This window comes from Actinacidiphila yeochonensis CN732 (assembly GCF_000745345.1).
GTDB classification, from domain to species: Bacteria; Actinomycetota; Actinomycetes; order Streptomycetales; family Streptomycetaceae; genus Actinacidiphila; species Actinacidiphila yeochonensis.
In genome coordinates, this window is record NZ_JQNR01000005.1 from 4,138,113 (window position 1) to 4,163,406 (window position 25,294).

A 25,294-nucleotide genomic window follows, 5' to 3' on the forward strand; every position below is an offset into this window, starting at 1 on the left:
GGGGCAGGGAAGGTGAACGCCCGGCGTTCGCTGCCCAGTTCACCACTGAGAGCGCTCTCCTGACGTATGCGCAGATGGTTCTCCCTGTGTTTCGTCCATGTCAAGAGTTGTGCACAACGGCCGCGGTCGGGGGCGCCGCTCCCCTTCCGCTCCGGTCTGCCGCCGCCCGGTGCGGCGCCGCTGCGCGGCCCGTCAGGCGCCCGCCCGTCACCCGTACGCCAACCGCGGTACACGGAGACAGTGTTCAGACGGTGAAGGCGGCGGCCCGGAGACCGCCGCCGAAGGTTCAAGGGGTTCACCCCCGCCGGGGGCACGGCGAAGGGGGCCGCCTCCCGGACCAGGTCCGGAAGGCGGCCCCCTTCGGGCCGTCCGCCCGCGGGTGGCGGACGTCAGCGGTGGAACTCAGCCGCGGTCACTCGGCCGCGGGCGGTCGTGCCGCCCGTCGGCCGGGTGTGCCGGGCGTGCGGTCACGCCGCCACCGAACGGTGGCTGCGGTGGCGCCGCGCGTAGTACAGGGCACCGCCGCCGACCAGCAGCACGCCCGCGGTCACGCCCAGCGGCAGCGCCGGGGAGGAACTGCCGGTCTCGGCCAGCTGCGTCGAGACGTCGTTGCCGCCGGAGGAGCCGGTGCCGGAGCCCGAGCCGCCCGCGCCGGAGCCGTTGTGGCCGCCGTTCGAGCCGCCGTTGCCCTTGCCGTTGTCGTTGCCCTTGCCGTTGTTGCCGGTGCCGCCGTTGTTGCCGGTGCTGATGGTGCGCACCGACTTCACGGAGCCGTTGCTGTTCAGCAGCACCTGCTTGTCGTTCGGGTGCTTGAAGTCGAAGGCGCCGTTGAGCGACCCGGCCCGGGTGTCGAAGGACGCGTCACCGATCCGGCCGGTCTTCCAGTTGTCCTCGATGAACTTGGTGATCGACGCCTGCTCGGTGCGGTCGTGGTCGATCGAGTTCGCCTTGCTGTAGGGCGAGATGACCAGCAGCGGCTGGCGGGTGCCGGGGCCGCAGCGGTCGGCGTAGCCGCCCAGCGCGGCCGGACCGGCCTGGCACATCGGGCTGTCCGTGGTCTTGCCGTTGGAGCCGACCGTGGTGTCCTTGGAGCCGTTCTGCGGCGTGGCGACCACGTGGTCGTACCAGCCGTCCGAGTCGTCGTAGGCGACGACGACGGCGGTGTCCTTCCAGTCCGCGGAGGACTGGACGGCGTTGATCTCCTTGACGATGAAGTTCTGCTCGTCGGTCGGGTCGGAGTAGGCGGCGTGGCCGTCCTGGTACTCAGCGGCCTTCAGGAAGCTGACGGAGGGCAGGTTGCCCGCCTTGAGCGCCGCGTCGAAGTCCGTGAGGTCGTAGTTGTGGTTCGCCTGGCCGTTGTGGCCGATCTCCGCGACGTTCTTCGGCGCCAGGTGGTGCGGGTTCGACGTCGACTTGTAGTACTGGAACGGCGAGTGGTGCGGGCTGTAGTCCACCGACGAGGCGCCGGCGATGTTGGTGTGCGTGCTTCCCAGGCAGCTGGCGTAGTCGCCCTGCTTGCCGTCCCACGCGGTGGACGGACGGAAGCCGCCCTGGAACCAGCCCCACGTCACGTTCTTGGAGTTGAGCAGGTCGCCGACGTTCTTGCCCGTCATCTCACCCAGCGCGTTGGTGCTGGTGTGGCTGTTGTCCGAGCAGTCGTCGTAGGCCGGGTCGGGGTCGTTGGCGACGGTGCCGACACCCTTGGCGTTCGGCGAGGCCACCGTGTACGCGTCGGGCGTGGTGGTCTGCTTCGGGTTCTCCGTGCCGGACGCCGGGTCCACGGAGACGACGCCGTGCGTCTGGCCCGAGACCAGGTTCAGCGCGCCCGGGGTGGACGGGCCGAAGTTGGAGCTGAAGGAGTTGTCGCCGAGCGAGTAGTTCTGCGCGTAGTTCCACATCGCGGTGACGGTGTTGCCGTCGTAGTAGTCCATGACCAGACCGGGCTGGTAGAACAGGCCGCCCGAGCACTTGCCCGAGTCGGTGTTCTGGACGTACGAGTCGGCCTTGCCGCCGTTGGCCGCGTACTGCTCGGGGCCGTAGGAGTGGTTCTGGTCGCAGGTCACGGCATCGGTGCTGGCCAGGCGCTGCGGGGCGTACTGGTTGGGGTTCTTCTTCAGCAGGCCCGAGTTGGTGAGGTTGTTCGCCTTCGGCGTGTTCTTCGCCGCGGTGAACTTCGTCCCGTCGGTGTTCGCCGCCTGCGGGTACGTGCCGAAGTAGTGGTCGAACGACACGTTCTCGTCGTAGATGACGACCAGGTGCTTGATCGGCGTGGTGGTGCTGGTGGTGCTGGTGGTGCCGTGGTTCGAGGGGGCGGGCGAGGCGTAGGCCGGTGCGGCGGCGCCCGCCAGCATGAGCGCTGCGGCTCCGGCGAACGCCCCCCAGCGCGCGGCCCGTACGCCCGGACCCCTTCTCGTCGTGCCATTCCCGCCAGTGCTGGTCATGCTCTGTCAGCCTCCGCTGTGTGGTGCTTTCATCCGTACGCGAACACGTTGGCGCACGGTGTCGGTCGCGATCGTTCTGGTGGGCCTCGACGGGACTGAGGACCTCTGGTGACCGGCCGGTGAACACGAGGAGTCGGTTCCGTTCCCGATATCGTCGGTCGCGGCCGTTCCCGCTACCGTTCGCGACGACTGCCGTACGGCGTCGGGGAGTTAGCCCAACAGGGCGCTTCCGTACCAGTCGGAGCGGTCCCGGACGCCGGGCAGCGCGAAGAAGTAGCCGCCGCCGTACGGCGAGATGTAGTCCACCAGCGGTTCACCCGCCAGGCGCTTCTGGACCGCCTCGAACTGCCGCTGGAGGTCCTGCTGGTAGCAGACGAAGACCAGCCCCATGTCGAGGTTGCCGTTGACGTCCATGCCGTTGTCGTAGTTGTAGGCCCGCCGCAGGATGCGCTGGTCGTCGGTCTGCGTGGTGCGCGGGTTGGCCATCCGCATGTGGCTGTCCAGCGGGATGACGTCTCCCATCGGGTCCTGGGCGAAGTTCGGCGTGTCGAACTCGTGGTCGCCGTCGAGCGGTGCGCCGGTGTCGCGGTTGCGGCCGAACATCCGCTCCTGCTCGGTGATCGACACCCGGTCCCAGAACTCCACCAGCATCCGGATCACCCGCACCACCTGGTACGAGCCGCCGGCCGTCCACGCCGGCTCGGCGCCGCCGGAGCCCACCCACAGCAGCTTCTCGGCCACCGCCGGTTCGGTGATGTCCGGCTGGGAGGTGCCGTCCTTGAACCCCAGGTGGTTGCGGGGGGTGCCGGAGGGCCGCGACGGGCTGGAGAAGCCGTCCATGCGCCACCTGACCTGCATGCCGCCGCGGGTGTGCCGGGCTATGTCGCGCAGCGCGTGCAGCACCGTGTCGGTGTGCGGGGCGCTGAGCTGGAGGCTCAGGTCGCCGTGGCACCACTCCTCGCGCAGGTCGTCGTCGGGGAACGCCGGCATCGCCGACAGCCGCAGCGGCTTGCGGTCGCCCAGCCCGAACCGCCCGTCGAAGAGCGAGGCGCCCACGCCGACGGTGACCGCCAGCCCGTCGGCCGGAACCTTCGGGCCGAGGGTGCCGCTGTCCGAGGGCGAGTCGGTGATGCCCACGGCCTGCGGCGTGCCGCCCGTGGCCAGGAACCGGGCCCGCTCCGTGAGGGTGTGCATCAGCTCGGTCAGCTCCCGCCGGTCGGCGGCCGTCACGTCGAACGCCAGCGTCACCGAGGCGTTCTGGACCGGCTGGGCGACGCCCGCCTGGTGCACGCCGTGGAACGGCGCGGTGGCCGCCGCGGCCTTCTGGGCGGGCGTCGGGGAGGCGGCCGAGGCCGTGGCCCCGGCCAGTACCGCGGAGCCGCCCGCCGCCGCGCCGATCGCGCCCGCGCCCAGCGCCGCCCCGCGCAGGAAGCCGCGCCGCCGCATGCTCCCGGTGCCCTGTCCGACAGCGGTGCCGTCGCCGTTCATGCCGTCCTCCGCACATCGAAGATCGCCGCCACCGGGGCGAGTTGTTCCAGAAGGTCGCCGAAGTCGGCGTCGAGTCGCTCGCGTTGGGAGCGGGTGAGTTCGTCCACCGGGGTCCACTTCCCGCCGTGCTCGAACGAGGCCGCGTAGGCGCGGGCCCGCGCCAGCGAGGCGTCCAGCTCCGCCAGGTTCGTGTCGCGGGTCTTCAGCAGCGGGCGCAGCCGGTCCAGGATCTGCCGCGAGCCGTCGAGGTTGGCCACCGCCGTCGCCAGGTTGGTGCCGCTGCCGTAGTCCGTGCGGCTGGTGAGCTCGAACTGGAGGGTGTTCTCGACGATCTCGTGGGCCCGCAGGGCCATGTTCGCCGGGTCCATCTGCTGCTTCGTCCAGGTGGTCCGCAGGTCCCGCGCGGCCTTGTCCAGGGTCTGCGCCTGCCCGCGCAGGGAGGCGGCGGACTCGCCGTGCCACAACCCGTACTCGATGCGGTGGAAGCCCGTGAAGCCGTCGGCCTCGGCGGGGTCGCCGCCCAGCGGCGCGGTCCCGTTGATCACGCCGTCGGCGTCCCCGAAGGTGTCGTACGCGGCGCCCATCCGCTCGTAGACCAGGTGGCCCGACAGCCAGTCGCGGCGCGCGGCGGAGAGGTCGCCGCGGTCGATGTCCGCCTTCAACCTGCCTGTCTCCGTGGTGAGATCGGCCATCCGGCCGTTGATCCACTTCTGGTAGGCGAGGGTCGGCGGGATCAGGTCGTGCACGGTCACCGGCAGGCTGGAGGGTCCCTGCGGGGTGTGGCCGGGGACCTTCACGGAGGGGCCGGTCACCGAGTCGGTGTCCTCCTGCTGGCACTCGAAGGCGTAGGTCCCGCTGCCGAGGTCGACCAGCATCTGCCGGTCGGCCCCGGGCGCCAGGCCCTCCACCTCCGCGTAGAGCCGGCCGGTGTGCGGGTCGGTGAGGTACACCTCGCTCGCCGAGGAGCCGGAGTTGTGCAGGTCGAAGACCTGCGTCCCGGCGCGCGGCGCGGCGGAGGCGTCCCAGCCCGTGCCGCAGTTGCTCGGGGAGATCTCCACCGCGGTGTGGCGCATCCCGTCGGAGGCGGCCGCTGCCGACGGGTGGCCGGTGCCGCTCGTGTGGCGGCCGGACGCGACCAGCGCGCCCGCGGCCACGGCGGCGACGACCACCGCGGCGGCGGCCGCCTGGACGCCGCGCGAGCGCAACAGGCCGCGGCGGGCCGCGGGGGCGCCGTCGGAGGCGGCGGAGGCGGCAGGGGCGTCGCCGGTCCCGCCGGCAGCCGCTGTCGCTTCGGCGGTTCCGGTCGCATCGGTCGCTTCGGCGGCGGGGTCCGCTATGCCGTCAGGGGACGCGCTGGACGGCGTGTCGGCCGCCTCGCCTCCGCCGGACCCGGCGGCGGGCTCCGACTGGGGCGAACTGCCCGACGGGGCTGCCGCGGCGGGATCGGGATCGGGTTCGGCGGACACCGGACCTCCGGATTCGGTGCAGTGGATCGTGGTCGCCGCAATGCTATGCACGCCGCGGCACGCCACCCCAGCAGCTCAGTGCCAGGAACCCATAATTCCCCCGCAGTTCACTATCGCGACATCGTAAGGGTACCCTAACTAACCCTTTCGGGCTGGTCGGCGACCCGGAAGGCCGCCGTGGGGAGCCGGACGCGCCCCGTCGGGGTCCGGCGGGGCGCGTCCGGGAGGGCTCCGGGGAGTCAGTCCGCTGTCAGCACCACGGGACGGCCGACAGGTTGTCGACGTAGCGCGCCGCCACATACCCCTTCTTGCCGGCGCCCAGCCGGTACCAGCGGTCGTTGCCGTCCACCTTCTCGCCGACGACCTTGCACGTGAGCGCGACCACCGCGCCGGGCTGGAGGGTGCCGAGAGCGCGGGAGTCGCTGCTGGCGTACTCGCGGACCGTCAGGGGCAGGCGGGAGACCACCCGGCCCTTCGGCTCGGCCGCGGGCTTCGTGGGCTTCGCCGGCTGGGCGGCGGCGCCCGAGCCGCCCGCGGAGCCGGCGGCGGGGGCGGTGGGGTGGCGTGCGGGGCGGCCGGCCCGGTGGACGCCGTCGACACCGCGCCGGCGGCGGAGGCGCCAGCCGCCGGGTCCGCGGCGAGCGCGGGGGTGGCGACCAGCACGCCCGAGCCGGCGATCAGCAGACCCGCGACCGCCGTGGTGACACGGCGCTTGGCAAGGCTTGAGTACATTCCTGTCCTCTTTCGTGGAAGAGCTGCCGTTGCCTCCTTCATGGCATGCGGGACGGCCGGGTGGGGCCAGGGGAAGGCATCTCCACCCGGATGGACCGCACCTGACGCCCGCCTGCCGTCATCCGCGCCCCGCCGCGCCCATGGCCCCCTCCAGCGCCGGGTGTTGACGGGGCAGGCAACCGCGGAGGGCGGCCGGCCCCGAGGGTCCCGACAAGGTCCGGAAAGCGTCATATCCCGGTCAAGCGGCGGTCATCCGCGGTCCAGCGGTACGGCCGCGGTCATCCGCAGGTCAGCAGACCGGCGTCGGCCTTCGCCCGCAGCACCCGCTTCACGCTGTCGTCGACGTCTGCGCGGAAGGCCGCGTCGGAGGACATCCGGGAGAGCACGGCCGCGGCCATCGGGGCCACGGTGTCGGTGCTGACGGTCAGGACGACGTTGCCGCCCGCCGCGATGAAGTCGACGGCGCGGGCGCCCGCGGAGCGGTCCGAGACGGCCACCGCCTGCCCGAGGTCGTCGGAGATGACCGGGCCGGTGAAGCCCAGCCGGCCGCGGAGCACGCCGCGGATCACCGTGGTGGAGAACGCGGCCTGGTTGTGGCTGTCGATCCGGCTGTAGATCGCGGAGGAGACCATCACGAAGGGCACGCCGGCCTGCACGGCGTTGCGGAACGGCAGCAGGAAGGGATCGTCGCGGGTGGTGGTCGGGTCCGTCACACCGGAGCTGAAGTCGGTGTTGCCGCGCACCCGGCCCAGGCCGGGGAAGTGCTTGGCCGTCGCGGTCACCTTCGCCTGCGCCATCCCCTTGAGGAACGCGGTGCTGTGCGTGGCCACCGTCGACGGGGTGGTGCCGTACTCGCGGTCGAGCTGGCCGATCGGGGCGTTCACCGACGTGAGGTCGGGCGGCACCGTGTCGGCGACCGGGGCGAGGTTCATGTCGACGCCGGCCGCCTGCAGCTCGCGCCCCCACTGGGCGGCGCGCGACTGGAGCAGCGAGGCCGACCAGGTGCCCTGCGTGGTGGCGGCCGGGATGGTGCTGAAGCCCGGCCCCCGCAGTACCTGGACCTGGCCGCCCTCCTGGTCGGTGGAGACGAACATGCCGAGCTTCACCCCGTGCACGGAGGTGGCGAGGCCGCGCACCTTGTCGGTGATCGCCTTCACCGACGCCGAGCCGGCGTTGGTGCGTCCGCTGAGGAAGACCGAGCCGGCCCGGCTGGAGCGGATCGCGGCGGCCTGTGCGCTGGTCAGACCGGTACTGCCGACCGGCGTCATGAGCAGCTGCCCCACCCGCTGGGCGTTGTCCATCGCGTTGAACGCGGTGGAGACGCAGGCGGCCGGCTGAGCGGTGGCCGGGCCGGAGGTGCTCGCCGACGGGGCGGCGGTGCTCGCGCTCGTGGCGGGGGAGGAGGTGGCCCGCGGCGAGCCGGTGGTGGCGGGGGTGGACGTCGACGGGGCAGCCGGCGTCGTGGTGGACGACGACCCCCCGTTCCCGCCGCAGGCGGCCACCGCCACCAGCAGGCCGAGGCAGAGCGCGCCCCGCCTCGCCCGGACGGAGTAGGGCGTCCTGACGGCGTGTGGACCCGGACCGGGACCTGGACCTGGCACCTTGCGCACGGTGTGACCTCGCACCTCGGGTTTCGGGGGTGACATCTGTGCTCCTTGATTCCACCTGAGACCGAGGTTGTCCCGTCCGGCGCGAATTAACCCCCGTGAGGGTCCCCCCGCCGTCAGCCGAACGGACGCCCCCGCCGCGCGCCGGCCCGGTGCGGGCGGCGCGCGGCGGGGGCGTGGCGGTCACCTGTGCGGTGTACCGTACCGGCTCCGCGCCGTGCCCGGAGCGGCGGACGGGCACGGAGCCGCGGGCGGGTGCGTGCCCGGCGGTGCCGGTCAGCCCTTGCTGGAGCCGAGGGACAGCCCCGCGATGAACTGGCGCTGGAGGCACAGGTAGACCACCAGGGTCGGGATCGCGGCGATCATGGCCGCTGCCGCGATCATGTTCTGGTTGCTGACGAACTGTCCCTGGAGGTTGGCGAGCGCCGAGGTGACCGGGCGCTTGTCGCCGGACGACATCAGGGTGATGGCCCAGAAGAAGTCGTTGTAGATCCAGGTGGTCAGCAGCGTCGCCAGCGCCGCGAGCGCCGGACGGCACAGCGGGACCGTCAGCCGCCAGAACCGCGTCCACAGGCTCGCGCCGTCCACCAGCGCCGCCTCGTACATCTCACCCGGGATCGAGCGCATGTAGTTGCTGAGGACGAAGACGCAGAAGCCCATCTGGAAGGCGACGTTGATGACGACCAGACCGAAGATCGAGTTGTACATCAGGCCGCTGTGCGCGATGAAGTGCGGCAGGTGGATCTTGAGGTAGATCCGGTACAGCGGGGTGATGACCACCTGCTGCGGCAGCAGGTTGCCGGCCGTGAAGACGATCAGCAGGGCCACGTTCACCCTGATGTTCACCCGGGTCAGCACGAACGCGACCCCGGAGGAGAGCGCCAGCACGACGGCCACCGCGGGCACGGTGATCAGCACCGAGTTCCAGAAGAAGTGGAGCATGTCCGACTGCGTCCACGCGTCGCGGAAGTTGTCGAACGTGATGTGGTGGGGCAGCGACACGTACCCGTACTTGCGGGTGTCGGAGTACGGCCGCAGGGCCACGTAGAGGGCGAACAGGATCGGCAGCACCCACAGGACGGACGCGATGATCAGGAACGCCTGGGAGGCGATCTGGCCCCACGCCTTGGGTTTGCCGCCGGGGCCTCCCGGGCGGGCGGACGACGGGGCGGCCGGGCGGGCCAGTGTCTCGGTGCTCACGGTGCTTCCTCCCGGCGGAAGGTCTGGTAGAGGAAGATCGAGATGGGCACCAGGGAGATCACCAGCAGCACCACGCCCAGCGCCGACCCGTAGCCGACCCGCTGGGTCTCGCCGACGATGTTGGAGGTCACCAGCACCGACAGCAGCTCCAGGCCGTTGATGCCCTTGTTGGTGATGTAGACCAGGTCGAAGGCGCGCAGCGACTCGATCACCGTGACCACCATGATCACGATGTTGATCGGCTTCATCACCGGGAAGACGACCCGCCAGAACGTCTGCCACGGGTTGGCGCCGTCCATCAGCGCGGCCTCGCGCAGCGTGGGGTCGACCGCCTTGAGCCCGGCCAGGTAGAGCACCATCACGTACCCGGCCTGTCGCCAGGTGGCCTCCAGCAGCACCGCCCACAGGTTCAGATGGGGGTTGCCCAACCAGTCGATGGCGTTGCTGTTGCCGTTCCGGCCGATGACGGTGTTGATCAGGCCGTAGTTCTGGGAGTACACGAACTCCCAGATGATGCCGATCAGCGCCAGCGACAGCATCACCGGCAGGAACAGCAGGCTCTGGTAGATGCGGGTGCCGCGCAGGCCGCGGTCGAGCAGCACCGCGAAGAGCATGCCGAGCGGGGTGGCGATCACCACGAACACCGCGAGCCAGATCAGGTTGTGGCGCACGGCGGGCCAGAACGACGGGTCCAGCGTGGCGGCCTGATGGTAGTTCTGGACGCCGAACCAGCAGCCGTTGTTGAGGATCGACGGCATGTTCGGCTGGCACGTCTTGCTGTGCAGACTGCCGACGCCGTTCCACTTGGTGAACGACAGCAGCACGGTGCCGATGGCCGGGAACCACACGAAGACGAGGTCCAGCAGCAGGGGTATGCCCAGTAGCAGCGCGACGACGACGCGGTCGCGCGTGTTCATCGTGCGCAACCGCCGACGGCGGCGCCGGGCCGGGGCCGGGAGGCCCGCGGACTGTTCCGACACCGCCGCCGGGGTGCGCTCCTCGGAGGGTGCGCTCATCAGGAGTAGATCGCCTTCGCCTGCTTCTCGGCGCTCTGCTGGAGCTTGGCGATGTTCGAGGTGCTCGGGTCCTCGATGAAGCTCTGGCAGATCTTGATCATCGCGTTGGCCATCGCCGGGTCCGAGTCGCGGTCCATGAACTGCGCGACGGCCTTGCACTTGCCGATCTCGGTGACCGACTTCTTCTGGATGGCGTTGTAGGTGGGCACCTGGAGGCCCGAGACCAGGCCGACGTCCCACTGGTCGGTCTTGAGGTAGGAGCTCTCGGCGGGGCCGGTGCCGATGTACTCCAGGATCGCCTTGGCCGCGTCGGTGTTCTTGGCCTTCTTGCTGAGCATGAAGCCGTCGGTGGGGGCGTCCATGTAGTCCTGGCCCCACTGCGGGTTGACCGCGGGGAAGGTGAAGAAGTCCAGGTCGTCCAGGTCCGCCTTGTCGGTCACGTACTGGGCGGCCACCTGGTTGGTGCCCTGGAACATCATGCCGGCCTGCTTCTGCTCCAGCGCCTTGGCGGCGTCCTGCCAGACCCGGCCGTTGGCGCCGGTCTGGAGGTAGGGCATCAGCTCGGCCCAGTGCTGGAAGACGGTGTGCACGCCCTGGTCGGTCCACGGCACTTCGTGCTTCATCAGCTTGATGTGGTAGTCGTACCCGTTGATCCGCATGTTGAGGATGTCGAACGTCCCCAGCCCCGGCCAGCCGTCCTTGTCGGCGAACGCGATCGGGATCAGCCCGTCGCCCTTCATCTTCTTCGCCAGCGCGATGTACTCGTCCCAGGTGGTCGGGACGGAGTAGCCGCGCTTGGAGAACTCGCTCTTGTTGTAGAAGACCACCCACGGGTAGTTGTAGATCGGCACCAGGTACTGGTGGCCGTCCAGGCCGGTGGAGAGCTTCTTGGCGGCGGGGGAGAAGTTCGGGCCGATCTTGTCCCACACGTCGTCGAGGGGCTGGGCCAGGCCCTGCGCCGCGAAGTACTGCATGCGGTAGCCGGCGAACCAGGTGAAGAGGTCGTCCGGCGTGCCCTGCAGGTAGCTGGTGATGTTGTCCTGGAAGGTGTTGTGGTCAACGGTGTTGATGTTGACCTTGACCTTCGTGGAGGCGGTCGCGCCCGAGGTCAGCGCGGCGAACGCGGCCTTCGCCGCCGGGTCGGAGTAGTTCGACCCGAAGGTGACGCTGCTTCCCGCGACGGACTTGGTGCTCGTCCCGGAGCCGCTCTTCTTGTCGTCGCCCGAACCGCCGCCGCCGCAGGCGGTCAGCAGGCCGCCGGCCGCGGCCACGCCGGCGGCGCCGGCCACCCCCCTCAGCAGGTTCCGGCGCGACGCGGACAGCGGCCCGGACACGGTGGTGCTGTCCGGTGTGCTGCTGCCCGTCGACTCGACGTCCGACATGGTGCCTCCATGTGTGTGTGGGCGTATCAAAGGGACGGCAGGCGAAACGTTGGCGGCGGACAATTCCCAGCGGCTCTAACGCCGATCCGTTTCCAACAGAAGTCACCAAGATAAAACGCCATCGCAACTGAGTGGTAGTTCTACGCCACATGCCCAGGGTCGTCAACGCCCTGTTCCCGATGCGTTGCCGGACCGTGATACGCAGCCCGTGTTTGAACCTGTTCGCTTCCGTCAACTCCCGTCCGGTGGAGGGCCGTACGCGAGCCGCGTCGGTCGGTCCGGGTGCGGACGGGGCGGTTCGGCGGGGTACTTGACGTGCCGTCATGATCGTTTCACGTGCCGCTGGTTCGTGCCGACCCCTTTATCGGCCGATGGTCGATGGCCGGCGGCCGGGCGGACGCGCGGGGGGTAGGGCCTGCCCGGACCGGCGGACCGGGCGGCCGCCGGGGTCCGGTCCGGGTCGCCGTCCGGCGGCTGTTCGGGTGGCGGGCGCGGCGGCGGGTCGGGGTGCCCGTTCGGGCGCCAGTTCGGGCCGCCGTTCGGGCGGCGGTTCGGACGGGTGCGTCGGTCGGCGCACCAGGCGCGGGAGAATCGTTGCGGGCGCCCGCGAGGGCGCCCGTGGCAGCGGGGACGGCCCCCGCCGGCCTCTGGCCTGAAAGGTCCCCATGAACGCTGAGTTCGCCGTGCCCGCCGGGGCGCCGCACAGCCGGATTCTCGGAGTGGGCGCGTACCGCCCGCGGCGGATCGTCGACAACGCGGAGGTGTGCCGCCACATCGACTCCTCGGACGAGTGGATCCGCTCCAGAACCGGCATCGTCACCCGCCGCTGGGCCGGTCCGGACGAGACGCTGGGGGTGATGGCCGAACAGGCGGCGTCCAAGGCCATCGCGTCGGCGGGTATCTCGCCGGAGGACATCACCTGCGTGATCGTGGCCACCTTCACCCACCTGATGCAGACGCCGGCCGTCGCCACCGAGATCGCCCACCGGGTCGGCGCCGTCCGCGCCGCCGGGTTCGACATCTCCGCCGGCTGCGCCGGCTTCGTGCACGGCCTCGTACTCGCCTCCGACGCCGTGCGGGCCCGCGGCGGCCACGTACTGGTGGTGGGCGTGGAGCGGATGACCGACATCCTGGACCTGTCCGACCGCTCGACCGCGTTCATCTTCGGGGACGGCGCCGGCGCGGTCGTGGTCGGACCCTCCGAAACGCCGGGGTTCGGGCCCGCCGTGTGGGGCGCGGACGGTTCGCAGGCCGACGTGATCCGGCAGTCGGTACCGTGGGACGCCCTCAGGGACGAGCCGGGCCACCCCTTTCCGGCGCTGCGCCAGGACGGCCAGCGGGTCTTCCGGTGGGCGGTCTACGAGATGGCCAAGGTCGCCCGGGAGGCGCTGGACGCGGCGGGCATCGGCCCGGAGGACCTCGACGCGTTCATCCCGCACCAGGCGAACGAGCGGATCATCGACAGCATGACCCGTTCCATGGGCCTGCCGGCCCGGGTCACCGTGGCCAAGGACATCGTCACCAGCGGCAACACCTCCGGGGCGTCCATCCCGATGGCGATGGAGGCCGTCCTGGCCTCCGGACAGGCTCCATCCGGCGGTACGGCGCTGCTGCTCGGCTACGGGGCGGGTCTGTCGTACGCGGCGGTGGCCGCGCGGCTGCCCTGAGGCGACGGCGGGGGCCGACCCGGGGCAAGGGGGCGGCGGAGCGGCGACGGGCGTTCGGTGCCGCGTACCGGAGGTGACGCGTCCGCTCGCCGGAGGCCGGTGTGCGGTGCGGCGAGGGCCGGCACCCGTCGCCTCCGGTTCGGCCACGGCGGTGCGGCGGGCCACGGGTCCCGGGGCTCGGGCTTCGGCGATCCGGACGGACACACGGAACGGCGGCAGTCCAGGGTCCGCCGCCGTTCCGGCGCGCCCCGTCCACGGGGCGCCGCAGCTTACGGCCGTGTCAGGGCGGCCGCGAACCGCAGGGGCATACTCTCAGAGTCGGTCGGTCCGCCGAAAGATTCCGGCCAATTCTTCTGCGGCGTGGCGCGGACCCCGACCGCTGCCAGGACCGCCGCCGACCGTCCGGCGGCCGGGCCAACTCCGTTGCCCGCGCGGTCCGGACCGGCGCGACCCGGCGGGGACGGGGGCGCGCGGAGCGCTCAGCGGGTCGCGGCCACCAGCTGGGCGGTCAGCCTCGGGGCGACGAACTCGCGTACGAACGCGAGGTGTTCGCCCGAGTCGCCGCGAGGCACCACCTCGACCAGCATGATCAGGTAGAGGTAGGCGCGGTACAGGGCGGTGCGCCGGGCCGCGCACGGGTCCCACTCCAGCCGCCCGCCCGCCTCGCGGTACCCGGCCAGGAACGCCGGGTCCTCCTCGGGCGGGGTGTCCATCAGCGACAGCGAGGCGAAATCGGCCAACGGGTCGCCCCAGAACATGCGTTCACCGTCGATCAACCCGGTGATCCGGCGGCTGCCGGCCGGGCCGCCCAGCAGGACGTTCCCCCGCCACAGGTCGAAGTGGACCAGTGCCGGCCCGGTGGCCCGGGCGAGGTCCGGGCCCGCCGCGGCGAAGACCGCGCGGAGCTCGCCGAGGGGGACGGGCAGCCATGGCCGGAATCGTTCGGCGTCGGCCAGCAGGGCCGCCGCCATCGCGCCGAACGCCGTCTCCCAGCGCTCGGACAGCGGCGCGATCCGCTGCGCCGGATAGCCGAAACCGGGTCCCGGAACGGCGTGCAGCCGGGCCACCATCGCTCCCAACTCGCGGCGCAGCCGGTCGCGTTCGGCCGCCTCCAACTCCTCGGCCAGCTCCGACCAGGGACGGCCCGGGCAGTACGTCATCACCGCGTACGGTTCGGTCCCGCTCCCCTCCTCCGGCTCGGCCCGCAGCAACCTGGGCGCCGGTACGCCGACTTCTGCCGCCCGCTCGGCGAAGACGGCCTCCCCGTGGAGGAGTTCGGCCTCGTAGCGCAGCCGCGGCCGGTCGGACGGCGGCGGTACCTTCAGGACCAGCCGGTCGCCGCCGGCCAGGTCGACGGCGTAGAGGGAGTTGTACGAGCCGCCGGTCAGCGGGGTGCACCCCGTGACGTCGTCGACGGGTACGCTGGCGCGCGCCAGCAGCGGGCCCACCCGCCCGCCGGGTACGCGGCCGCCGCCCGCCGTGCCCGGACCGCCCTCCGGCGTGGGACGTGTCCCCGTGGCCGTGCCCGGTGCCGTTCCGCCGTCGGTCATCGCAGCTCCCCTGGACGGTCTTTCCTGGACGGTTTCCCTGGACTGTCTTCTGCCGGACGGTGCGCACGGCCCGCTCCGGCGCCGCACCGGTGCCACCCTACGGTCCGGCCGCCTCCGTCCACCGCGCCCCTCGCGACCCGCCGAGCCGCCCACCCGGGCCGTCCGGCGGGGCCCGACGCGGGGCGGCGGGATCGGCCCGGCCCGACCTGCGCGCGTGCGGCGGGCGGGTGCTTTCCACCCGGCCCCGATACGGCGACGCCGGAAGCGGTCATCAAGGAGGAGCTGGGACGAGTACGAGGACACCGCCGCGTGAGTGGTGGAAAGGAGCGGCATGAGCATCGCGGAACGGCAACCCGAGGGCGGCACCGCAGGACCGTCCGGACCCGGCCCCGGGCGCCGCCGCCGGCGCCTGCTCCCCTGGAAGCACCGGCGTGACCTCACCCCCGGCCAGCTGCGCCGCAGGCGGCTGGCCACCCGCGGCGCCCTCGGTGTGTGCCTGGTGTGCGCGGGCACCGTCGGCTGGTCCGTCGGCCGCGCCCTCACCTACCCGGGCAAGGACAGCACGCAGGCCCGGCTGGCCGAGTGGGCCCGCGACCACGACCTCGGCTTTGTCGTCGACCGGCTGGAGGACGTCCAGTACCGCATGCACCCGCCCAAGGTCGGCGGCTCGCTGTCCGCCGCCGAGCTGGCCCGGATGAAGGCGACCACCGCGGCGACACCGGCCGCGACGCCGGCGGCGGGTGCCCCGCCTGTCCCCGGCGCCTCCCTCGTCCCGCCGCGCGCCCCCATGGCGTCGCTGGTCAGCCCGGCGCTCCCCGGCGAGGGCGTGTACCGGACACTGGCCACCGCGCACGGCGAACCGATCGTCCAGGGCACCTACGTCCGTCCCGACGACGAGCACACCTCCTACGAGGCGGCGGTCGCCTGGATCAGCGCCGCGCACGCCCGGTTCCAGCTCCACCCCGGCTTCAAGGAGCCCGGCGGCACCTTCGACGTGCCGCCCACCATCCCGAAGGGGCAGCGCACCGGCCTGGTCGCCACCTGGAACGGCGGCTTCCGCGTCACCGACGGCGGCTCCCGCGGCGGCTTCTACCTCGACGGCAGGACGGACGGCGAGCTGCGCGACGGAGCCGCCTCGGAGGTCTTCTACCAGGACGGCTCCATCGGGATCGGCCAGTGGGGCCGGGACGTGCGGATGACGCCGGACGTCGTCGGCGTCCGCCAGTGCCTGGAGCTGATGGTCGACGGCGGCCGCGTCGTCCCCGACATCGACGACGACTCCAAGTGGGGCGCCGGCGACCAGAGCCGCATGTACGTGCCCCGCTCGGGCGTCGGCGTCACCGCCCAGGGCGACATCGTGATGGTCGTCGGGCAGGCCCTGTCCGCGCGGACGCTGGCGCGGCTCATGCAGCACGCCGGTGCGGTGCGCGCCATGCCGCTCGACATGAACCGGGCCTGGCCCTCCTTCATGTCCTACGACGGCAGCCGCGACCCGTCCGACCCCAGGCCCGCGAACATCCTCGACTTCGAGGACCCGCCGGACCGCTACTACGCGCAGGCCACCCGCGACTTCGTCGCGGTCTACGCCCGGTAGCCCCCACAAAAAGGGCTTGCCGGGCGCCGTAGGCTCGGGGGCATGGCGCAAGAACACGGAGCGGGGACGGGCAGCGTCCGCGTGGACAGCTGGATCTGGTGCGTGCGGCTCACCAAGAGCCGGTCCCTGGCGGCAACGGCCTGCCGGGCCGGGCACGTGCGGGTCAACGGCGAGCGGGTGAAGCCGGCCCAGACGGTCAAGGTCGGCGACGAGGTGCGGCTCTTCCACGCGGGCCGCGAGCGGGTGGTCGTCGTCGCCGAACTGCTCCTCAAGCGGGTCGGCCCGCCGCTGGCCGCCAAGGCGTACGTCGACAACAGCCCGCCGCCGCCCCCCAAGGAGGACGCCCTGGCCCTCGGCGTACGCGACCGCGGCACCGGCCGCCCCACCAAGCGCGAGCGCCGCGACCTCGAACGGCTCCACGGGCAGCGCCGGGGCTGACTCCACGGGAGGTGCGCGGCGCGTCGCGACCGGAATGTCCGCCAGGCGCATATGATCCCGAAAAGCTCGGGAGAAGTCGTCGACGGTGGGAGGCGCGATGGCCACGCGCGTCGCGAGTCCCGGCGGTGGACCGTCCTCGCAGGGCCCGGGGGCGCTGCGGCGGCTCGGGGCGTTCTGCGCCCGCCACTGGGCGCTGGTCCTCGCCTGCTGGGTCCTCGTCCTGGCCGGGCTGCTGACGGCCCAGCACAGGGCGGGCGGCTCCTACAGCGACGACTTCTCGCTGCCGGGCACCCAGTCGTACGAGGGCCTCCAGGTGCTCCAGGCGGACGCCCCCGACGTGGGCGGCCAGTCCGCCCCGGTGGTGCTGCACGACGCGCACACCCCGCTCACCGACCTCAGCGACCAGATCGGGCAGGCGTCCGACGCCCTCGCCAAGCTCCCGCACGTGTCGTCCACGACGAACCCGCTGGCGTCGGGCTCCGGCGCCCTGTCCTCCGACCACCACACCGCGTACATCACCGTGCGGTTCGACACCAACCCGAACTCGCTCGGCCGCTCCTACCTCCACGGGGTCGACCAGGCCGTCGCCCCGCTGCGGTCGGCCGGCGTGGAGGTGGAGTACGGCGGGTCGCTGGGCGAGCTCGCCCGGCCCTCCGCCAACGACAAAACCAGCGAGGCGATCGGCTTCGGCGTGGCGATCGTGGTCCTGCTCGTCGGCTTCGGCAGCGTGCTGGCCGCCCTGGTGCCCCTGGTGTCCGCGCTGCTGGCGGTGCTGGCGGGCCTCGCCGTCCTGGCACTGGTCGCGAAGGCGGTCACCTTCGCCAGCGTCTCGCCGACCCTGGCGACCATGATCGGGCTGGGCGTCGGCATCGACTACGCCCTCTTCCTGCTCACCCGCCACCGGCAGCGGCTGATCGACGGCGCCGACCCCGTCGACGCCGCCGGCCGCTCCATCTCCACCAGCGGGCGGGCCGTCCTGGTCTCCGGCGTCACGGTGGTCATCGCGCTGTCCGGACTCTTCGTCTCCCGGGTGTCGTTCATCGGCCGGCTGGGCGCGGCGGCCGGCATCACCGTCGTCACCGCCGTCGTCGGCGCGCTCACTCTCGCCCCCGCCCTGCTGGGCCTGGCCGGCCGGCACATCGACCGCCTTCGGGTGCGCACCCCGGTGGCCGAGACCGACGCCCCGCCCGGTGAGGAGCCGCGCGGGGTCTGGCACCGGTACGCGCGCCGGGTCGAGCGGCGCCCGTGGTGGTTCCTGGCCGCCGGGATCGTCGTCCTCGCGGTGCTGGCCATCCCGCTGCTGTCCGTGCGGCTGGGCCACATCGACGACGGCGCCGACCCCACGAGCTTCACCGACCGCCGGGCCTTCGACCTGATGTCGGACGCCTTCGGGCCCGGCTCGAACGGGCCGCTGACCGTCGTCGTCGACCAGTCCCGCGTGCCCTCCTCGCAGCGCGCCGCCCTCGCCGACCAGGTCTCCACGACGCTCACCGGGGTGCCCGGCGCGGCCAGCGCCACCCCGCCCAAGGCCGCGGGTAACGGCGACGTCCTGCTCTCCACCGTCCTGCCGCGCACCGCGCCCCAGGACGCCGGCACCACCGACCTCGTCAACAACCTCAAGGACGACGTGCTGCCGCAGGCCGTGCGCGGTACGCCCGCCTCCGCGTACGTCACCGGAACCACGGCCTCCCAGGTCGACTTCCGCGACATCGTGGCGGCGCGGCTGCCGGCGATCATCGGCGTGGTCGTGGGGCTGGCCTTCCTGATCGTCCTCGCCGTGTTCCGGGGGCCGGCCGTCGCACTGAAGGCCGCGGTCCTCAACCTGCTGTCCATCGGCGCCTCGTACGGCGTCGTCGTGGCCGTCTTCCAGTGGGGCTGGGGCGGCCCGGCGCTCGGCGTGCACGGGAAGGTGCCGATCGAGAGCTATGTGCCGATGATGATGTTCGCCATCGTCTTCGGCCTGAGCATGGACTACGAGGTCTTCCTGCTCTCCCGCGTCCACGAGGCGTGGCTGCGCACCCGCGACCCCCAGGGCAGCGTCGCCCACGCCCTGGAGATCACCGCCCGGGTCATCTCCTGCGCGGCCCTGATCATGGTGAGTGTCTTCGCCGCGTTCCTTCTCAGCGACAGCATCGTCGTCAAGATGCTCGGCCTCGGCCTGGCGGTGAGCGTCCTGGTGGACGCCACCGTCGTCCGGCTGCTGCTGGTCCCCGCCGTCATGACACTCATGGGCCGGGCCGCCTGGTGGGTGCCGCGATGGCTGGACCGGCTGCTCCCGCACATCGACACCGAGGGCACCGAGGGCGCGGATGCCCCCGAGGGCACGGACGGCCCCGGAAGCAGCGAGGGCATGGCCCAGGGGTAGGCCAGGGTAGCGCCGTTCCGGCAGGATCGCCCGGAAGCACTCAGGGGTTGCCAACTGCCGGGCGCCGTCTGGAAAAATCCGTGGAGTGCAGACACCGACCAGCGACACCCCGCACCTGCTCGCCATCAGTGACCTGCACGTCGGGTACGAGGCGAACCGTGCCCTGGTGGAGCGCATGCGCCCGGGCAACGACGGCGACTGGCTGATCCTCGCCGGTGACGTCGCCGAACGCGTCGACGACGTGCTGTGGGCGATCCGCACCCTGAAGCAGCACTTCGGCACCGTCGTCTGGACGCCCGGCAACCACGAGCTGTGGACGCACCCCGCCGACCCCGTCACCCTGCGCGGTGAGGCCCGCTACCTGCACCTCGTCGAGGAGCTGCGCGGCCTGGGCGTCCACACCCCGGAGGACCCCTACCCGCTGTGGGAGACCCCCGAAGGCCCCGTCGCGGTGTGCCCCATGGCCCTGCTCTACGACTACACCTGGCGCGACGGCACCCCCGGCGCCACCACCAAGGAGGAGGCCCTCGCGCAGTCCCGGGAGCTCGGCGTGGTCTGCACCGACGAGGCGATGCTCCACCCCGACCCGCTGCCCGGCATCGACGACTGGTGCCGGGCGCGGGTCGCGGCCACCGCCGAACGCCTGTCCGCCCTCGGCCCCGACCTGCCGACCGTCCTCGTCAACCACTGGCCGCTGCACCGCGACCCGACCGCCGTGCTGCGCTACCCGTCCTTCGCCCTGTGGTGCGGCACCGAACTGACCGAGGACTGGCACATCCGCTACCACGCCACCGAGGTCGTCTACGGCCACCTGCACATCCCGCGTGTCATCTGGCGGGACGGGGTGCGGTTCACCGAGGTCTCCCTCGGCTACCCGCGAGAATGGGGCGCCCGCCCGCCGGACCCGCGGGGCCGCGCCGGATCCTTCCCGGACGGGCGGGGGCCGGCCGGTGATCGAGCACCTCGTGCCGCCCGCGGTGCGCACCCGCGCCGCCTACGGCGACGAACTCGACCACGCCCCCCTCCACCCGGAGGAGGAGGCAGCCGTCGCGCGGGCCGTCCCCAAGCGCGGCAACGAGTTCCGCGCCGGCCGTGCCTGCGCCCGGGAGGCGCTCTCCCGGCTGGGGCGAGGGCCCGTCGCCATCCCGCGTGACACCCGGCACGGCGCTCCGGTCTGGCCCGACGGCGTCGTCGGCAGCATCACGCACTGCCAGGGCTACCGCGCCGCCGCCGTCGCCCTGGTCGGCGACATCCTCACCCTGGGCATCGACGCCGAACCGCACGAGCCGCTCCCCGACGGCGTCATCGACGTCATCCACTCCACCGACCGGGAACGCGCCGCGCTCGCCGCGCTCGCCGGGAGCGCACCGGGCACCCACTGGGACCGGCTGCTGTTCAGCGCCAAGGAGACCGTCTACAAGGCCTGGTACCCCTATCACCGGCGGATGCTCGACTTCACCGAGGCCGAACTGCTCTTCCAGGCCCCCGAACCGGCCGCCCCCGACCGCGGCACCTACACGGCCCGGCTGCTCGTCCCGGGCCCCCTGCTGGCCGAAGGCGTCGGCCCCGAGGTCTTCACCGGACGCTGGACCACCCGCGGCGGACTCGCCGTCACCGCGATCACGGTTCCGAACGGGCCGTGAGCGCACCGCCCGGGGCGACCGGCGGCGGCCGGACGGGGAAGGCGGGGGAGGGCCCGCCGGGGGTCGGCGGCGCGGCGCGCGCAAGGGGCGGGGCGTCCGGCAGAGTGGGAGCATGGATCAGCCCGAGGTCCCGGCGCCGCACGACCCGCACGTACGGCACCTGCGTGTCCTCTTCCTGGCCGTGATCACCGGGAGCCTCCTCTTCCTGGTCCCGTGGATCGGCTACCTGGCGGTGAGCCTTCCCGAGCACCACGAGGTCGACCAGTGGCGCCTGGCCTGGGTCGGCTTCGACGGGGCGCTGGTCGCGGCTCTCGGCACCACGGCGTGGTGCGCCTGGCGCCGGCTCCAGATCTTCGTCCCGTGGGCGCTGGTCACCGCCGCTCTGCTGTGCTGCGACGCGTGGTTCGACATCGTCCTCGACTGGAACAGCGACGACCTGCTCGGCGCGATCCTCACCGCGGCCCTCGCCGAACTGCCCCTCGCCGCCTTGCTGGTGTACGCGGCCCGCAAGATGATGCGGCTGACCCTCCTCCTCGCGTGGCGGCGGGTCGGCCGCACGGGCCCGGTGCCGCCGCTGTCCCGCCTGACCCTGGTCGAGCTGACCGGCGACGGCCCCGCGGCGCAACCCCCGCGCCCCGACGGTGACCGCGGCGGCCGGGGCGGCCGCGGTCCGGGCCCGCGCCGCCGGGGCGCCCGCTCCTGACGGTTCCGGACCTCACCGGTGTCCCTCTGGTGTCCGGACCTGGTCCGCGCGGGCCCGGGTGGCCCTCAGCCCGCCTCGATCCGGCGCACGGCGACGTCGAGCGCGGCCTCCCGCGTCCCGTAGACCTCGCACACCGGACCGCCGTCCGGGGTCCTGGTGTGGTCGATCTCCCACAGGCTCAGCTCCGTGCCGTCCGGCAGCAGGAACGCGTGCTCGTACAGGCTCCAGGACACCGACCGCCCGCCGATCACCATGCTGCGACGGGCCTCGATGCGGATCGCGTAGCCGACCGAGGCCCGCAGCCGCCGCCGCGTCTCCGTGCCGGGCGCGTCGGCGTTGGACGCCCTGCGCATCAGCCGCCGCGCGTGGTCGGGTGAGCCCTGCTCGGTGTAGTCGCGGCGGTGGCACCCGGACTCGTCCGGGTCCGGTACCAGGTCGAACAGGCCCGTGGCGTCGGCGTCGGCGGCCTCGTCGGTTGCATCGCGGACCGCCGACGGCGCGCCGGGTTCGAGGGAGAGGGCTTCCGCAGCGTGGGGCGCGCGAACGCCGGGCCCCGCGTGCAGGTCGAAGACGGCGTCCACGGCCCATTCCGCGGCGGCCAGCTCCAACGCGTCGCCGAAGACCAGTCGGTGGACGGCCGTGCCGGGCCCCGTGTCGTGCTCCAGCTCCCACACCAGCCGCACCCCGCCGTCGGGAAGCAGGAAGCTGTGCCGGTAGGTACGGCGGTCCATCGGCCGCGGCGGCCCGTTGGTGTGGCGGCAGGACTGGACCGCGCACCAGTGCAGCAGCGCCGAGCGCACCTCGGCCAGCTCCACCGCGGCGGCCTCCCCGTTCTCCGCCCGGTCCAGTAACGCCGCCAGCTGATCCGCCGGCAGACCACCGCTCCTGGCGATCCCCTGCTCGCCCCGCACAGGCTCCGCGTCCATCAGGCCCTCCCGGCTCCCCACCGTCCCGCGCCTCCGCGGGCGACACACGGTAGTAGCCCGTTCGCGCACCGCACCCCGGAACGGGCACAAATCCCACCACGTCTACGCTCCGGTCCACACGGCCTACGCCGTTCGGGCCCTATTCCCTACGCCATAAGCACACCCGTTGTGATTCGTCCACTTTTCGCCGGGGACTTCATTCGTACGGACGACGTGCTCGGTTCCTCTGGTCCGCCCCTGGGAGAGGGGGAGCTGACGACCCGTCCGGGCGGTGACGGCCGGTCTACCCCTCCAGCCCGGCGCACCACCGCAGCGCGCCCAGCAGGTGGCCGCGGAAGCCGGGGTCGGCGTAGGCCGAAGGGAGGTGCCCGAGCGCCGTGTACAGCACCCGGCCCCGCCCCACCTCGTGGCACCAGGCCACCGGGTGGGGCGCGCCCATGGTGCCGCCCTCGTACGACGCCTCGTCCACCTCGGCGAGTACCCGCACGCCGCGCCCGGCCGGGCCGGCGCGGAAGTCGTACCACTCGTCGGTCCACCGCCACACCGCCGGCAGGTGGGCGGTGGCGGGGTGGTCCCGGTCGCGGACCAGCACGTCACCCGGCTGGATCTCGGGGTGGCCGGCGAAACGGGCGCCCAGCAGCTGGCCGTAGTAGGGCCAGCCGAACTCCGCGCAGGTCGCCGCGTGCACCGCGAGGAGCCCGCCGCCGGCCGCCACGTAGCCGCGCAGCGCCGCGCGGGCCCGGTCGTCGAGCACCTCGCCGGTGGGGGAGAGGAACACCACCGCCGCGCAGCCGGCCAGCATCTCCGGCCGCAGGGCGCGGGTGTCCTGGGTGTGGAGCGTCGACAGGCCGCATCCGGTGGCGAGTTCGGCGAGAGCCGCGGCACCCGGCGCGATCGACTCGTGCCGGTAGCCTGCCGTCGCGCTGAACACCAGAACGCCGGTGGCCGCCCTCACCTCGGACCGCCCGGCCGGTCCTGCCGGCTGCCGGGCTCCGCGTCCCGGCCGCCGCCTCGGGCTTCCGCGCCCGCGGCGGGGGAGGCGCCCGACGGCGCCTCCGGGGGACGGCGGAAGGGGGCGGCGCGGCGGGGAAGGGTTCGCCGCACCGGGCGCACGCCGGTCCGGCGGTCTCGCGGAACGCCCCGCACCCGGCGCAGACCCGCTCCAGCCAGCACGCGGGGTCGCCGCCCTGCTCACCGGGTCCGGGCCCGGCGTCCCCGGGGCGGGTCACGGGCGCGCCTCCCGCCGGGCGAGGGCGGTCGACCGCCGCGCCGGCGGTATCGGCGGGGCGGATGCGGGGGTGCGGTCCATGCCGTGGCCTCCTCGCGTCTCCGGCGCCCTGGGCGGTCCAGGGCCGGTACGAAGGGCCCGGCCGGTGTCCGTGCCCCGGCGCCCGGCCGCCGCTCGCGGACCGCCCCGACGACCGGGGCCGACGCTGCCTCCGGCTCCGGCTCCGGCGGGAGGAGGCCGGGGTGCGGAGGGGCGGGCGGCGGTCCGGGCGCGAACGGGTCCTCGGGTGGTGCGGCGGTGCGCCACGGCAGCTTACGCGCGATCCGGGGCGTTCGGCCCGCCCCGAATCCGCCGAACCCGCCGGCCAAGGGGCAGCCCCGGAGCGGCCCTTCCCGCATCCGGTCGGCCCGGCTGTCCGCTGGTGGGCGGGCGGCCGCTACGCCCGGTCGTCCAGGTAGTGCCGCCGGCCCAGGCCGATGATCCGCATGCGCAGCCGCGCGTCCCCGGTCACCCGCTCGCGCGCGGCGGGGTCGTCCGGCGCGGCGTCCAGCAGCCCGGCCGCAGTGGCCACCATGTCGTCCACGTACAGCTTGGCGAGCACCAGCAGTTCCCGCCGGGACCAGCCCTTCGAGACGGGCTGCACGGACAGGCCCGCGGCCACCTCGGCGGTGAACCGGTCGAGCTGCGCCGCTATCGCCTCGCGCACCGCCTGGACCCCGCCGTGCCGTTCGCGGGCGATGAAGCGGACGTGCGGACGGTGTTCGTCGACGTAGGAGGTGGTGAGGGAGACGGCCCGCTCGATGAGCGCGTCCGGCGAGGTGTCGTCCGCGCTCCGCGCCAGCACGGTCTGGATCATGGCGTGCAGGCTGCCCAGCGCCTCGTCGACGAGGGCGACCCCGAAGCCGTCCATGTCCGGGAAGTGCCGGTAGAAGGCTGTGGGCGAGACGCCCACCTCGCGGGTGAGTTCGCGCAGGCCCAGGCTGCTGAGGTTCTGGTGCTTCAGGAGCCGCAGCCCCGCGTCCAGGAGGGCCTGCCGGGTCTGCGCCTTGCGCTCCTGCCGGACGCCCGGGGTGTGACTCATGTCATTCAGTAAACAACTGTTCCCCTTGGGTCGCCAATCTAGACTGATGGGTCAGTGAACAAGTGTCATCTGAAATGCCGGAACCCGGCCCGCCCGCGGGCCTTCGCCGGACCACCGCCAAGCGCACCGGAGGTGCCGCAGTCATGAGCCTGGTCGTCCTGCTGATCGGCATGGGCATCCTGATGGGCGCGGCCGCCCACATTTCGCTCACCGTCTTCACCGCCGCCGCGGCCGCCATCGCCGTATGGCTGCTGGTCTTCGCGGTCCGCGAGCGCCGCGACCGCGACCGCGGCTGACCCCACCCGACAGGCGCTCAACGGCCGCCCAACGTCCGCGCGCCGCCCCCCGCGCCGCCCGCCCTGCGCGCCGCGACAGACGGGCCCGCGAGGCCCGCCGGGTCCGCCGAACCCGAGGAACCCGCCGACTCCGGAGAGGAACTCCCGTGAACACCACAGCGCACCCGGTCCGCCCCGCCGCGTCCACGCGTGACGCCGACGGGATGGCCGTGGCGTCCTTCCTGCTCGGCCTGCCCGGCCTGCTGGTGCTGAACGTCGTCCTCGGGCCCGCGGCCGTGCTGCTCGCCCTGACCGCCCTCGCCCGCGGCACCCGGCGGCGGGGCCGCGCGGTGCTCGGCCTCGTGCTGGGCGTCGGCGACCTGCTCCTGATGGCCGGGCTGACCGTCGCCGGCCACGGCGTCCTCTGGTCGTTCGGCTGACCCGCGGCCGCTGGGCGCGGACAGGACGGACAGGGGCGAGGCCCGCACGGAC

The 25,294-nt window shown here is 73.0% G+C and carries 20 protein-coding genes and 1 pseudogene; 9 read left to right on the forward strand and 12 right to left on the reverse strand.

Annotation, left to right across the window (positions count from 1 at the left end; all coding sequences use genetic code 11):
- Window positions 1-467 precede the first annotated feature (467 nt).
- From BS72_RS28740 to BS72_RS28780, 8 genes are all read right to left on the reverse strand, one after another.
- On the reverse strand, window positions 468-2,441 hold the full coding sequence (locus tag BS72_RS28740; protein ID WP_051951790.1) for an alkaline phosphatase family protein: 1,974 nt from the start codon (window positions 2,439-2,441) through the stop codon (window positions 468-470).
- A 210-nt stretch (window positions 2,442-2,651) separates the two neighbouring features.
- Window positions 2,652-3,929 (reverse strand): iron uptake transporter deferrochelatase/peroxidase subunit, encoded by a 1,278-nt coding sequence (gene efeB / locus BS72_RS28745; protein WP_232792555.1) that lies wholly within the window; start codon window positions 3,927-3,929, stop codon window positions 2,652-2,654.
- On the reverse strand, window positions 3,926-5,395 hold the full coding sequence (locus tag BS72_RS28750) for an EfeM/EfeO family lipoprotein (RefSeq protein WP_232792556.1): 1,470 nt from the start codon (window positions 5,393-5,395) through the stop codon (window positions 3,926-3,928). The genes efeB and BS72_RS28750 overlap by 4 nt, the downstream gene beginning before the upstream one ends.
- Before the next feature lie 250 nt (window positions 5,396-5,645).
- Window positions 5,646-5,861 carry an SH3 domain-containing protein gene (locus BS72_RS36855; RefSeq protein WP_051951791.1) on the reverse strand — a complete coding sequence of 72 codons (216 nt, stop codon included), beginning with the start codon at window positions 5,859-5,861 and terminating at the stop codon, window positions 5,646-5,648.
- Window positions 5,862-6,405: 544 nt separating this feature from the next.
- Window positions 6,406-7,773 carry a glycoside hydrolase family 3 N-terminal domain-containing protein gene (locus BS72_RS28760; protein ID WP_078901709.1) on the reverse strand — a complete coding sequence of 456 codons (1,368 nt, stop codon included), beginning with the start codon at window positions 7,771-7,773 and terminating at the stop codon, window positions 6,406-6,408.
- Window positions 7,774-8,010: 237 nt separating this feature from the next.
- Window positions 8,011-8,934, reverse strand: a complete 924-nt coding sequence (locus BS72_RS28770) for a carbohydrate ABC transporter permease (protein WP_037914736.1) — start codon at window positions 8,932-8,934, stop codon at window positions 8,011-8,013.
- The gene (locus BS72_RS28775; RefSeq protein WP_051951792.1) at window positions 8,931-9,950 is read right to left on the reverse strand and encodes a carbohydrate ABC transporter permease; all 1,020 of its coding nucleotides are present in this window, start codon (window positions 9,948-9,950) and stop codon (window positions 8,931-8,933) included. The genes BS72_RS28770 and BS72_RS28775 overlap by 4 nt, the downstream gene beginning before the upstream one ends.
- A complete protein-coding gene (locus BS72_RS28780; RefSeq protein ID WP_078901710.1) occupies window positions 9,950-11,332 on the reverse strand; it encodes an ABC transporter substrate-binding protein in 1,383 nt (460 codons plus the stop codon). Before BS72_RS28780 ends, BS72_RS28775 begins: the two co-directional genes overlap by 1 nt.
- Before the next feature lie 665 nt (window positions 11,333-11,997).
- Between BS72_RS28780 and BS72_RS28785 the strand changes: the two genes are divergently transcribed.
- Window positions 11,998-12,999: a beta-ketoacyl-ACP synthase III gene (locus tag BS72_RS28785; RefSeq protein WP_037914738.1), complete on the forward strand. Its 1,002-nt coding sequence runs from the start codon at window positions 11,998-12,000 to the stop codon at window positions 12,997-12,999.
- Window positions 13,000-13,478: 479 nt separating this feature from the next.
- On the opposite strand, the gene BS72_RS28790 is transcribed toward BS72_RS28785, so the two are convergent.
- The gene (locus BS72_RS28790; protein WP_078901711.1) at window positions 13,479-14,549 is read right to left on the reverse strand and encodes a phosphotransferase family protein; all 1,071 of its coding nucleotides are present in this window, start codon (window positions 14,547-14,549) and stop codon (window positions 13,479-13,481) included.
- A 331-nt stretch (window positions 14,550-14,880) separates the two neighbouring features.
- On the opposite strand from BS72_RS28790, the gene BS72_RS28795 reads away from it, so the two are divergent.
- From BS72_RS28795 to BS72_RS28820, 6 genes and pseudogenes are all read left to right on the forward strand, one after another.
- Complete coding sequence (locus tag BS72_RS28795; RefSeq protein WP_037914741.1) at window positions 14,881-16,143, forward strand: phosphodiester glycosidase family protein; 1,263 nt, start codon at window positions 14,881-14,883, stop codon at window positions 16,141-16,143.
- 42 nt (window positions 16,144-16,185) lie between these two features.
- On the forward strand, window positions 16,186-16,581 hold the full coding sequence (locus tag BS72_RS28800; protein ID WP_037914743.1) for an RNA-binding S4 domain-containing protein: 396 nt from the start codon (window positions 16,186-16,188) through the stop codon (window positions 16,579-16,581).
- 97 nt (window positions 16,582-16,678) lie between these two features.
- On the forward strand, window positions 16,679-18,946 hold the full coding sequence (locus tag BS72_RS28805; protein WP_051951793.1) for an MMPL family transporter: 2,268 nt from the start codon (window positions 16,679-16,681) through the stop codon (window positions 18,944-18,946).
- A 175-nt stretch (window positions 18,947-19,121) separates the two neighbouring features.
- Window positions 19,122-19,709 (forward strand): annotated as a pseudogene (locus BS72_RS40080) (metallophosphoesterase); the annotation flags it as partial.
- 214 nt (window positions 19,710-19,923) lie between these two features.
- Entirely contained in the window at window positions 19,924-20,589 is a 666-nt protein-coding gene (locus tag BS72_RS38910; RefSeq protein WP_078901713.1) for a 4'-phosphopantetheinyl transferase family protein, read from the forward strand.
- Between the two features lie 112 nt (window positions 20,590-20,701).
- Entirely contained in the window at window positions 20,702-21,292 is a 591-nt protein-coding gene (locus BS72_RS28820) for a hypothetical protein (protein ID WP_051951794.1), read from the forward strand.
- 65 nt (window positions 21,293-21,357) lie between these two features.
- Here BS72_RS28820 and BS72_RS28825 read toward each other — a convergent pair whose 3' ends face one another.
- The 3 genes from BS72_RS28825 to BS72_RS28835 form a co-directional block, all read right to left on the reverse strand.
- A complete protein-coding gene (locus tag BS72_RS28825) occupies window positions 21,358-22,218 on the reverse strand; it encodes a DUF6227 family protein (RefSeq protein ID WP_051951795.1) in 861 nt (286 codons plus the stop codon).
- A gap of 283 nt (window positions 22,219-22,501) precedes the next feature.
- Entirely contained in the window at window positions 22,502-23,149 is a 648-nt protein-coding gene (locus BS72_RS28830) for a ThuA domain-containing protein (protein ID WP_232792557.1), read from the reverse strand.
- A gap of 733 nt (window positions 23,150-23,882) precedes the next feature.
- A complete protein-coding gene (locus BS72_RS28835) occupies window positions 23,883-24,527 on the reverse strand; it encodes a TetR family transcriptional regulator (protein ID WP_037914748.1) in 645 nt (214 codons plus the stop codon).
- 143 nt (window positions 24,528-24,670) lie between these two features.
- On the opposite strand from BS72_RS28835, the gene BS72_RS37570 reads away from it, so the two are divergent.
- Together BS72_RS37570 and BS72_RS33365 are read left to right on the forward strand one after the other, a co-directional pair.
- Window positions 24,671-24,823 carry a hypothetical protein gene (locus BS72_RS37570; protein ID WP_198545974.1) on the forward strand — a complete coding sequence of 51 codons (153 nt, stop codon included), beginning with the start codon at window positions 24,671-24,673 and terminating at the stop codon, window positions 24,821-24,823.
- Window positions 24,824-24,969: 146 nt separating this feature from the next.
- Window positions 24,970-25,242: a hypothetical protein gene (locus BS72_RS33365; protein ID WP_037914751.1), complete on the forward strand. Its 273-nt coding sequence runs from the start codon at window positions 24,970-24,972 to the stop codon at window positions 25,240-25,242.
- The last annotated feature ends 52 nt before the right edge of the window (window positions 25,243-25,294 follow it).